General features: G+C 46.4%; 7 protein-coding genes. 3 read left to right on the forward strand and 4 right to left on the reverse strand.

Annotated elements, in window-relative coordinates:
- The first annotated feature begins 153 nt into the window (after positions 1–153).
- The gene (locus ACRC32_RS25365) at positions 154–1,155 is read left to right on the forward strand and encodes a glycosyltransferase (RefSeq protein ID WP_438556573.1); all 1,002 of its coding nucleotides are present in this window, start codon (positions 154–156) and stop codon (positions 1,153–1,155) included.
- Positions 1,156–1,176: 21 nt separating this feature from the next.
- Here the strand turns inward: ACRC32_RS25365 and ACRC32_RS25370 are convergent, their stop codons facing one another.
- The 4 genes from ACRC32_RS25370 to ACRC32_RS25385 all read right to left on the reverse strand — a co-directional run bounded on the left by ACRC32_RS25370 (position 1,177) and on the right by ACRC32_RS25385 (position 6,442).
- On the reverse strand, positions 1,177–2,049 hold the full coding sequence (locus tag ACRC32_RS25370; RefSeq protein WP_438556574.1) for an inositol monophosphatase family protein: 873 nt from the start codon (positions 2,047–2,049) through the stop codon (positions 1,177–1,179).
- Between the two features lie 74 nt (positions 2,050–2,123).
- Complete coding sequence (gene trpE / locus ACRC32_RS25375; protein ID WP_438556578.1) at positions 2,124–3,674, reverse strand: anthranilate synthase component I; 1,551 nt, start codon at positions 3,672–3,674, stop codon at positions 2,124–2,126.
- Between the two features lie 170 nt (positions 3,675–3,844).
- Complete coding sequence (gene psaD / locus ACRC32_RS25380; RefSeq protein ID WP_015156676.1) at positions 3,845–4,273, reverse strand: photosystem I reaction center subunit II; 429 nt, start codon at positions 4,271–4,273, stop codon at positions 3,845–3,847.
- 162 nt (positions 4,274–4,435) lie between these two features.
- Positions 4,436–6,442 (reverse strand): DICT sensory domain-containing protein, encoded by a 2,007-nt coding sequence (locus tag ACRC32_RS25385; RefSeq protein WP_438556575.1) that lies wholly within the window; start codon positions 6,440–6,442, stop codon positions 4,436–4,438.
- Between the two features lie 663 nt (positions 6,443–7,105).
- On the opposite strand from ACRC32_RS25385, the gene ACRC32_RS25390 reads away from it, so the two are divergent.
- Both ACRC32_RS25390 and ACRC32_RS25395 read left to right on the forward strand, forming a co-directional pair.
- Positions 7,106–8,131 carry a glycosyltransferase family 4 protein gene (locus ACRC32_RS25390; protein ID WP_438556576.1) on the forward strand — a complete coding sequence of 342 codons (1,026 nt, stop codon included), beginning with the start codon at positions 7,106–7,108 and terminating at the stop codon, positions 8,129–8,131.
- A 555-nt stretch (positions 8,132–8,686) separates the two neighbouring features.
- Positions 8,687–10,989 (forward strand): amylo-alpha-1,6-glucosidase (locus ACRC32_RS25395; RefSeq protein ID WP_438556577.1); only part of this gene is annotated, 2,303 nt, incomplete at its 3' end.

The following is a 10,989-nucleotide window of genomic DNA, read 5'->3' on the forward strand; positions in this document are numbered from 1 at the left end:
ACACTTATACTACTTCAGGATAAAAGATTGTTGTCTATCAGTTAAAGCCCTTTTAAGTTGAGAAATGTAAACATAGCTTGCCTCAGATGAGTATGAATGAGGTTGAATTTGGTTTGGATGAGCTAACTTACAGGCAGAATATGAGGCGATCGCATGAGAAAACTGTATTTCTTAGTACCGGGAACGGGTGGGAAGTTTGCCTGTGGTGGGCTGTGGGCGGAGTTAAAAACTCTAAATCTGGCAAAACAGATTTGTGATGCAGAAGCCGTAACATATCGTCAGCGAGAAAAGGATACGCTGTTCTTACAAGATCTATTGCAAAGTAATTTGAATGCAGATGATGCCATATTTGTATTAAGTTGGGGATTTGATGTCGCCAAACTTGCTAACCAGCTCAAACAATATCATGCAATCTACCACGCCCATAGTACGAATTATGGATTTAGGCTTTCAGCCAATATTCCAATTATTACCGTCAGTCGTCATACGATGGGGTATTGGGGACAGCGATCGCCACATTCACTAATTTATTATTTGCCCAACCAAATTAGCGATGAGTTTCAAAATTTTAATCGCCAGCGCGATATAGACGTTTTAGTTCAAGCACGAAAATCCTCTCAATATCTCATCCAAGAATTAATTCCCGCTTTAGAACAAAGCTGTCGTGTAGTTGTCGTGAATTCTTATGTTGAAGATATAGCAGCACTATTTAATCGGGCTAAAGTTTACCTATATGACTCAGCAGAATATTGGGCGCAACAGGGTGTAACTGAAGGTTTTGGATTACAACCTCTAGAAGCGATGGCATGTGGTTGTCAAGTTTTTTCCAGTGTAAATGGTGGTTTATCCGATTACTTAGATCCTGGTTTTAACTGTTATAAAATTGCTGGATATGCGCGGGAATTTGACTTGCAGCGGATTCTCCAAGTTCTAGAACGTCCTCAATTACCTTTTCTGTCTGAGACTATTTTGGCTGAATATCGTACTGAGAATATTTGGAAACGCCTACAGGTGATTTTGCAAGATATTAATAACTTTTTTGACAAGCGATCGTCTTACGTTCATCCAATTCGAGATTTGACACCGATGAGGATCGCCCAGTTAAATTTGCAAAGATTCATGAGTAAGTTAAGCAAAAAATATTTTAAATCTTGATAGGAGAATGAGATCGAATGCTTACTCTGCCAAACTTTGCACTGCTGCTAATAAGTGCTGGTGTACCGATTCTGATGCAGCAACTATGAGTCCTGGTAAGCTGTAGTCCTTACAGGTGTGTAAGGGAGGAGGAACAGAACCATGATGAGTAGTGACAATGCAGCCAGCTTCTCTGGCAAGAAAAGCGAGTGCAGCACCATCGATGAATTTACCAGAGGCGATCGCTGCTCCAGCTATTTCACCAGTTAAAATACCGTTGAGGTTAGGAACTTGAATTTCCCGCGAGTAGGCAGTGGCTATATCTATGACTTCGTAGTCCTGTTGTTTTAATCTCGATTGAAGCGCACTCATCCCCCATCCTAAGAGAATAGTTGGTTTTGGCTGCTCGACTCGTAATGGTTTACAGGCTGCTAAATCCTGTGTCAAAGTTCCTTGGAAAGCGCCTTCGCCACGTAGCGCGTAGTAGTAGGTATTTTGGGCAGGAGAGATGGCTATGACTGCTTCAAAATCGTCCCAATTAAGAATGCTGAGAATAATTTGATAATTTGCATGTCCGTCGAGGTAGAACTGAGTCCCGTCTATTGGGTCTAGCGTCACGAGATAGTCACCGTCACCACCAAGATCGATCGCGCGAAAATATTTTGTATTGCGCGATTGTTCGTATTCTTCGCCGTAAAAGCGGATGTCAGGAAAGTTTGCCAAAAGTGCCACTTCCACTAAATTCTGAATCGCCAGATCTGCATCGGTCAAAGCCGCAGCAAAGAAATTATCTCCTTCTCCTTTTGCAGGGAGTGCGGCAATCTCAGATTGAATCCGATCCGCGTAGGCTGCTGCTACTTGAAGATGGGGAAATAAACTTTCGACGATCGCGCGTGGACTCGGTGTCTCTGACATGAAATTCAACTGCTAGAGGACTGAGCAATACTAGCAAAACCTCAAACTCTTGGCAGCGTCTCTAGAACACAAATTTAATTTTTTTCCAAGCAACGAATAGCGACTAAAAGACCCCTAGCTTTATTGAGAGTTTCTTCATATTCTTTGTCTGGGTCAGAGTCGGCTACTATACCAGCACCAGCTTGGACGCTAGCGGTGCAATCGCGGACGATTATAGTACGGATGGCGATCGCGCTATTTAACTGCCCTTCAAAGTCGTAATAACCATAGACCCCAGAATAAACCCCACGACGGCACGTTTCTAGTTCGTGAATAATTTCCATTGCCCGAATTTTTGGCGCACCGCTGACCGTACCAGCCGGAAAACAAGCTTTGAGCAAATCCCATGCTTTCTTATCTGGCGCGAGTTCTCCTACGACATTGCTAACAATGTGCATGACGTGGGAATAGCGCTCGATGACCATTAATTCATCAACTTTCACCGTACCGCTTTTACACGCCCGCCCCAAATCGTTACGTCCCAAGTCAACCAACATGACGTGTTCGGCAATCTCCTTCGGGTCTTGCAATAAATCTGCGGCAAAGGCTGCATCTTCCTGGGGTGTTTTTCCCCTCGGACGAGTCCCCGCAATCGGGCGCAAAGTCGCCACCATTGTCCCATTTGGATCTCGTTCTGCTTTCACCATCACTTCAGGACTAGAACCGATAATTTGCCAGTCTTGGAAGTGGAAATAAGCCATATAAGGCGAGGGGTTAATCAGCCGCAGAGAACGATATAAAGCAAACGGATCTCCCTCGTAGGTTGTCGTAAGGCGTTGGGAGAGGACGACTTGAAAAATATCGCCAGCTTTAATGTATGCCTTTGCCCGATCGACATTGGCACAGAATTGTTCCTTGGTAATGTTACTCGTGTAATTTAAGGGGAGTCGGGAGTCGGGAGTCGGGAGTCGGGGGTCGTCTTGCTTTCTTACCTCTTCTGGCGATTGCCATTCTAAAACCGTATCCCGATGGGAAAGAGGGAGTTGGAGTTTCTCGACCATTTGACGCACGCGATCGCCTGCTTGTTGATATGCTTGCTGGAGATCGGCATTGTCACGTACGTCGGCATAGGCGATCGCCCAGATTTTGCGCTTGACTTGATCGAAAATGAGTAATTGGTCTATTTGCATCCACAAGCCATCCGGTAGGTCGCTTTCTGTTGCTGGATAAACTGGAACCCTAGGTTCTATCCAACGGATCAATTCGTATCCCCAGAACCCAAACAAACCGCCAATACCAGGGGGAAGTTGAGGTAATTTCACCGGATGATAAGGTTCTAAACACGATGCTAGGGCAGCAAATGGATCGCCCTCAATCGTGACTTGCGTACCGTCGCGATAAGTTTGAATCGTGCGATCGCCTTTTGCCGCTAAAGTCCATAGCGGATCGCACCCCAAGAAGCTATAGCGCCCAATATTTTCGCCGCCTTCGACCGATTCCAACAAAAAGCTATAAGGCTGTCCCGCACACACCTTATACCAAGCAGATACAGGTGTATCTAAATCCGCTACCCATTCTTGGTAAACCGGAATGAAGTTACCTTGTGTCGCTAACTGCTGAAATTGAGCAAAATCGGGGAAGACCATGATTGTAAGTCGTAAGTCGTAAGCCAGAAGTAAATGTAGGGTGGGCATTGCCCACCCCACTCAGAAAGTTTTATGTTATTGCCTTTTTTATCAACAAAAAACAGAGACTAGAAACTAAAAACTAGAAATCGTAATATCCCTAGCCCCTAGTCTCCAGTCCCTAGCCCCGATTAGGGTGCGTCGTATGGCTGTACGCCGCTGAACTTCAACTTGGCTGGGCTGGGGTTGCTGCCAATGTTGCGATCGACGTAACGTACTTTTGGACGACCTTGGTTGACTTTTTCTGGGAAGACACCATCAGCTGGATGAATCATTTGAGTTTCCCCGTTAGGATAAACTCGATAGATTTTGTAGTCGTTAATTTTGAATTTCGCCCGCAGTTGTTGCCCGCCTAAAGCGATACCATACTCTTTGCGAGCAATTTCTAGCTTATTTTTGCCCTGCCGCATGATGGCTGAACCACCTGTAGGCATTTCAAAAACTTGCTCCTTGGGGCTAGTCCAAGTGATAACGTATTTTTCTTCTCTTTCTGCTTTGGTCAGCAAGCCACCAGTGCCGCCACCAAATATAGGTGTTTGTCCCTCAAGTGTTTCTGCCATAGATTTCTCTCTCAAGGTTTTTAGGGCATCCTATCACTGAGATAGCGTCTATTTAGCCAGTATGTAAGGAACTGTAACAGTTTGTCAGGGAGCAGGGAGCAGGGAGCAGGGAGCGCACGAGCAGTTATCAGTGACCAGTGACCAATGACCAGTGACCAATGACTATTCCACAGTCGGAACTGTGAAGTGAAACGTACTCCCTTTGTCTTTTCCTGCTGATTCTGCCCAGATTTTCCCGTTCCAGCTATTGACAATTTGACGACAAATTGCTAAGCCTAACCCCGTGCCTCCTGCGGTGCGGCGGAGCGCGCCTTCTTCTTGGTAGAAGCGATCGAAAACAATTTCGAGCCGATTGGGTTCAATACCGCGTCCGGTATCGGAAATGGTAACCTCTAGCGTTGTGCCACCATTGGTACGCGCTGCGATCGCGATCTGTCCTGTGGGAGGCGTAAACTTGCAGGCGTTATCCAACAGTTTAGCGATTAACTCTACCAACCAGTCTCCATCAACCCGAATCAGAGGAAGTTGGACTGGAATTGTGCTGACGATCTGCGGTAAATCTTCTGGGTTAGAACGGGTGCAGACGCGGCTGAGGGCAAGCTCGACGCACTCATCTAAGGGTAAAGTTTCAGGATGCCATTCTACCCGTCCGCTTTCTAAGTTGGAGAGGGTGAGAAAATCTTGGACTAATTTGCGCATCCGCTCGGAGTCGGTAAGAGCAGTGCTGAGCATGACTTGCCGCAATTCCAAGGGCATATCTGGCTCGGTGGCAAGGCTTTCCAAACAAACTTGGATCGTCGAGAGGGGGGTACGCAGTTCGTGTCCAGTAATCGCGATCAGGTTGCTGCGGGTGCGATCGAGCGCCTCTAATTGCTGGTTGAGGTCTTCTAGATTTGCGTAAGCTTCGGCTTGAATCAATGCTGCGCCTACCTGAGTGGCGATCGCTTCTACTAAAGAAGTTTCATCTGCCGTCCACTGGTGTGGTTGGGAACCACAATAATGAGATTCGACTATTCCCAATAACTTACCTTGGTACAACACTGGCATTAACAACCAAGAACGAATATCCAGCTGTTGTACGAGCTGTTGTAGCAGCGGTGAATCAGTGACGCGGGAGTCAGTTTGGGTATCGACAATACAGATCGATCCTTGCTGGCAGAGCATCTCTTGAAACAAGGGATTTTTTTGTAAAGGCATGACTTTTCCTACCACCGAGGAAACGCCAGGTTGTAAATATTCGTGGGCGATCGCCACCCTATCATCGTTAGCTTGGGCGCGATAAATCAAGCAACGGCAAGCAGCCAGGGCAATTCCTAATTCGCGGACTGCAACTTTCAAAATTTCTTGGGGATGTAACGGTAGTCCGGTGGCGCTACCCCGTCGAATTGCGGTGGTGATGGAGTTGATCAGGCGTTCTTTCCGTTCTTGGGCAGCAATCGAGCGGTAGGCTTTGAGTAATTTGTACTGTCCGGCTTGCAGGTACGTTACTAATCTCTGGACGAAAGGATTGGTATCGATCGCCGCAGGATCTAGCGAGGGCAAAGCAATGGGAGCAGCAGTTTTAGACTTTTTCGCTGACGATCGCCTTTGTGGAAATATACCGAAGCGATCGCGCGCGAGTTCGATTTTAGCGGCTAATTCTGGTCTGTAATGTAAAATGCGTTGAAGTAACAGCTCGGCTGCGATACAGCTAATTTGTCGCTCGGAAGTCCAGATGCCTTCAAACTGGCGGGTGGGGTCCATATCCACCGCTGGCAAATGAGGTGAGGGTTTAATCTGGACTATGCTTGGGCGTTCGCGGCAAATTAGGCAAGTGCTATAGCTTTGCCCAATCACGACGAGATGCCATTCTTGACCTAATGATTCCGTTGGATCGAAGGCGATCGTTTCGTAGTATTCGGAAGCATTGGTAAAATCTGTCTCCGGTGCTGCTAGTACGTAGACTTGATTCGTTTGCCGAGCGATTCGCTTGTAGCGGTGGGCTTCTTGACGATAGAAGCGTTCCCGCTGAAAGCTAGCAATCAGCAACGGTTGGTCTGAAGTCGAAGCAAGCACTTGGTCTTCCATCGCATGGGACAAAGCCGTTAAAGAAGCTTTGAAATAAACTTGGGGTCGCAGTTGGGGTACTGCTACTAGCAGATCGCTTAGCACAGAAGTCAAATTGCTCATGACTGTGTTTGTCGATCGCGTCACCTGCGTACCATCCTGCCAGGAGAACTAGGAAGCGCGATCGCTGCTTGCTTGCATCGAGGGTTCTCTATCAACCATCCTACCGATACTGGGGACTAGGAGCTAGTAGTCAGTTATTAGGAAGCAGGGAACAGGGAGTAGGGAGCGCACGAGCAGAGGGGCAGAGGGGCAGGGGAGAAGAGATCTGGGGAAGCTGGGGGGGCTGAGGGAGAGTCGCCCAGCTGAGGAAGCTGGGGGAGCTGAGGGAGAGTCGCGGAGAAAGAAATTTAAAATCTTTACACCCCACACCCCACACCCCACACCCCACACCCCACACCCCACACCCTACACCCCATTCTTCACTGATAACTGTCAACCGTCTTCACGCAGTGTAGCGTAGCGTTTACTATCAACTAACAACAATATCCTTAGATAGATAGATGTTGTAAAAGTCAAGCAAAAATAGTATAAGTTAATCTTTAGAACTAAAAATTCTAAGTATATAAACCTATAGAGGGTTGCATCTAGGCAAGTTTGTGCCTTTTATTAAAACTTATTAAGCGGCGAGAGAAATCTCTGTCGTTTGCAAGTTAGAAGGCTGCCAATTTCCTTTGGCAGCATTCTTCGGATCGATTCGTAGTTACTGCTCAATTGCAAGAAAAAATGAAAATCGCTCAGATTGCTCCTCTGTGGGAACGAGTCCCACCCTTTCGCTACGGTGGTATTGAATTAATCGTTAGTTTACTGACTGACGAATTAGTTCGGCGCGGTCATGAAGTCACGCTGTTTGCTTCTGGTGACTCGATTACTACAGCTCAGCTCAAGTCAGTCCACAATAAAGCATTACGTCTCGATCCCAGTGTCAAGGAACCAGGACTTTACGAGCAAATGATGCTGTTCGAGGTTTTTAACAACGCCGATCGTTTTGATATTATTCATTCCCATGTTGGCTGCGCTGCCTTGCCTTACACTGGTTTTGCTAAAACGCCTACAGTACATACAACTCACGGGATTTTTACTCCTGATAATGAAAAGATGTTTCGGCGTTTTGCTTGGCAACCATACATCAGTATTAGCGAAGCGCAACGAGAACCTCGTCTAGGATTAAATTACATTCAGACTATCTATAACGGTATTGATACCTCGATCTATCCGTTTCAGGCTCAACCTAGTCAACCAGCTTATCTGGCTTTCGTCGGTCGCATATCTCCTGAAAAAGGTCCGATTGAAGCGATGAAAATAGCCCGCGCTGCTGGTTTACCATTAAAAATGGCTGGCAAAGTCGATCCGGTGGATCGAGAATATTTTCGCGATCGCGTCGAGCCATTAATTGACGGTGAGCAAATTCAGTACCTTGGGGAAGTCTCTCATGAAGAGAAGGCTCAGCTTTTGGGTGGAGCTACAGTAACTTTGTTTCCGATTACCTGGCGAGAACCGTTTGGTCTAGTCATGATTGAGTCAATGGCAACAGGCACACCTGTAGTTGGCATGGGTTTGGGTTCCGTACCAGAAGTGATTGCTCATGGTAAAACAGGTTTTGTTTGTCATTCTCTAGAACAAATGGTGGATGTGATTCCCGATGCTATGAAAATAGATCGCCAAACATGTCGCGACTATGCGATCGATCGCTTTAGCGTCCAAGCGATGACGAGCGCATATGAAAAGGCGTATCAAACTTGGAAGGGGTAGGGGAAAAGTTAAAATTCAAAATTCAAACTTTGTAGGGCGATTTTTTTGGGCATACCCGTACCAGAACAAATAGTTCTTCGGATCGACCCGCCCGTACCCCAAGTCAGTTGTCAGTTATCGTAAGGGCGGGTTTCGATCGCAAATTTCTAGCTAAAGCTTGCCAATCTATTTGCTAAACTCGCGCGTACAGCAGTCAGGAGTTTACGATCCGTGCTTCTGACAATTGATAGCTGTTTGCCTTTGTTACTTTATGAGTTGACCCCTGTATTGAAAGCTAAGATTTTTTAACTTTATAGCAAACATCTTTAATGAGTTGTATTTCTATTTAAAATCTGTTTACAATAGTTTATACTATTCGAATTAGTGTAATTTATTATTGCTGACGCTTATAGAAATTACAGATATAAGCTGCAACTTTAAGCGCAAAAGTCATAGAGAAAAAGTTGTTGCTGAAGGTAATAAAGCCAATAAAAAAATTGCGATCGCAGGCTCTACTAAGAAGGTTGATAATAATAAAACTGGATCACCCACCTCTGACAGCACAAAGCTTTTAGTATGACATTGGATACGATAGCGACTCCGGAAAGATTAGAAATGAATGGTAGAGTCTTCGTCCCCGCAGAACAACTGCCAATTCCAGAATGGCCCTGCGTGTTGAGCGAAAGACCGCAGCCAACTTTGACGATTAAAGACGACGATTTGTTTTTGGTAACAGATACGTTGGGAAATATTGCTGGCGGCTGTTATACGGATGACAGTGCGACTAGTATGGGTTTGTTTTGCCACGATACTCGCTTTCTGAGCCGCTTGGAATTACAGATTGAGGGGCGATCGCCCGTCTTACTCAGCGGTACTGCTGATAAAGGATTTTCTGTTTCTGTCTTATGTACCAATCCCACAATAGAAAATCGCTTAAAAGCCGATACTCTAGGCATTCGTCGCGAACTGGTTTTGAATGGAGCACTATTTGAAGAAATAGAAATTTCCAACTACAGCACGAGTGCCGTCAGCGTTTCTATTAGCCTGAGTTTTGATGCCGATTTTGTCGATTTATTTGAAATTCGCGGCTTCAATCGAGAAAAGCGCGGTAAATTGCTACGGCTTGCCGCAGTAGATGGAAGACAGAAAGAGAGAGGAGACAAGGAGGACAAGGAAGACAAGGGAGCAATTACCAATTACCAATTACCAATTACCAATTACCACTGTCCAGAAACACTCACCCTTGCTTATCAGGGTTTAGATAATTCCATCATGGAATCGCGGCTGCAGTTCCAACATACTCAGCCTGACTTATTTAAAGGTTATACGGCAGTGTGGCAGCTAGAACTAGCTTCGCACGAAACCAAAAAACTCGGTTATCGGTTGTCGATGGTAATTGACGATCGCTCGGCTTCTACCGTTCACGCTCCCAATACATTAGTCCAAGCAAGAGCAGCAGAAGACTCAGAGGAACAGCACTGGTGTCAGCAAAGCACGCAAATTCGCTCTGATAAAGCTGATTTCAATCATGTCGTCGAGCGAGCCGAGCAAGACATGTATTTGCTACGGCAATCTTTTGGCAAGTATAAAACTGTTTCTGCTGGCGTACCTTGGTTTTCTACTCTATTCGGACGAGATTCACTGATCGCGGCTGCTCAGACTTTAATGTTAAATCCGACGATCGCCCGCGAAACTCTAATTCTACTCGCAGCTTATCAAGGCAAAACTGAGGACGAATGGCGGGAAGAAGAACCAGGCAAAATTCTACATGAAATCCGCATGGGAGAACTGGCACGTTGTCAGGAAATTCCCCATACACCTTATTACGGTACGATCGATGCTACCCCTCTGTGGTTAATGCTCTATGCCGAATACTTTGCCTGGACTCACGACTTAGAAACCCTAGATCGTTTGTGGTCAAATGCTTTAGCAGCAATAGATTGGATCGATCGCCGCCTCAAGCCAACGGGATATTTATCCTACTTCCGCAAGTCACGCGGAGGTTTAGCCAATCAAGGTTGGAAGGATTCTGGCGATTGTATAGTGAATCGTCAGGGAGAACTAGCAACAGGAGCGATCGCGCTGTGCGAAGTGCAGGCTTACGTATACGCAGCAAAAGTTCGTCTGGCAGAAATTGCTCGCCTGAAACAGCGGTTCGATCTTGCCGAAAAGTGGCAGGATGAAGCCAGAGAGCTGAAAGTTCGATTTAATCGCGATTTTTGGCTGTCCGACCAGGATTTTTGTGCTTTGGCGTTGGATGGAGAAGGCAAACCAGTCGATAGTATTACCTCCAATCCCGGGCATTGTTTGCATCTAGGCATTTTTACACCCGAAAAAGCCTACAGCGTTGCCGAACGGCTCCGAGCGCCAGATATGTTTAACGGTTGGGGAATTCGCACTTTAAGCAGTTTATCCCCTGCGTATAATCCGATGGGCTACCATCTTGGTTCGGTCTGGCCTCACGATAATTCTCTGATCGTGCTAGGACTGCGATCGCTCGGACTAGTCGATCAAGCTTTAGATGTATTTCAAGGGTTATTCGATATGACACTTCAGCAACCCTACCAGCGTCCACCAGAACTATTCTGCGGCTACGAACGCAATGGCGATCGCGCTCCCGTCCAGTATCCCGTGGCTTGTTCTCCCCAAGCTTGGGCAACGGGAACCATTTTTCAGTTATTGCAAACAATTATCAATCTCGTACCTGATGCCCCAAATAATTGCTTGCGAATCATCGATCCAGCTTTACCAGACTCCATCAATCGCCTATCCATACACAATCTACGTGTCGGTCCTACCTTACTCGACCTAGAATTCGAGCGTGCTGGCAATACGACCGCCTGTCGCGTGGTCAAAAAACGCGGTAACCTGCGTGTGGT

Origin of the sequence: Chroococcidiopsis sp. (genome assembly GCF_051657925.1) — a bacterium.
Lineage (GTDB): Bacteria > Cyanobacteriota > Cyanobacteriia > Cyanobacteriales > Chroococcidiopsidaceae > Chroococcidiopsis.

Bases quoted from the DNA above. Each gene is read 5' to 3' on its own strand.
- ACRC32_RS25365 (WP_438556573.1), top strand. From the start codon at position 154: ATGAGAAAACTGTATTTCTTAGTACCGGGAACGGGTGGGAAGTTTGCC.
- ACRC32_RS25370 (WP_438556574.1), bottom strand. From the start codon at position 2,049: ATGTCAGAGACACCGAGTCCACGCGCGATCGTCGAAAGTTTATTTCCC.
- trpE (WP_438556578.1), bottom strand. From the start codon at position 3,674: ATGGTCTTCCCCGATTTTGCTCAATTTCAGCAGTTAGCGACACAAGGT.
- psaD (WP_015156676.1), bottom strand. From the start codon at position 4,273: ATGGCAGAAACACTTGAGGGACAAACACCTATATTTGGTGGCGGCACT.
- ACRC32_RS25385 (WP_438556575.1), bottom strand. From the start codon at position 6,442: ATGAGCAATTTGACTTCTGTGCTAAGCGATCTGCTAGTAGCAGTACCC.
- ACRC32_RS25390 (WP_438556576.1), top strand. From the start codon at position 7,106: ATGAAAATCGCTCAGATTGCTCCTCTGTGGGAACGAGTCCCACCCTTT.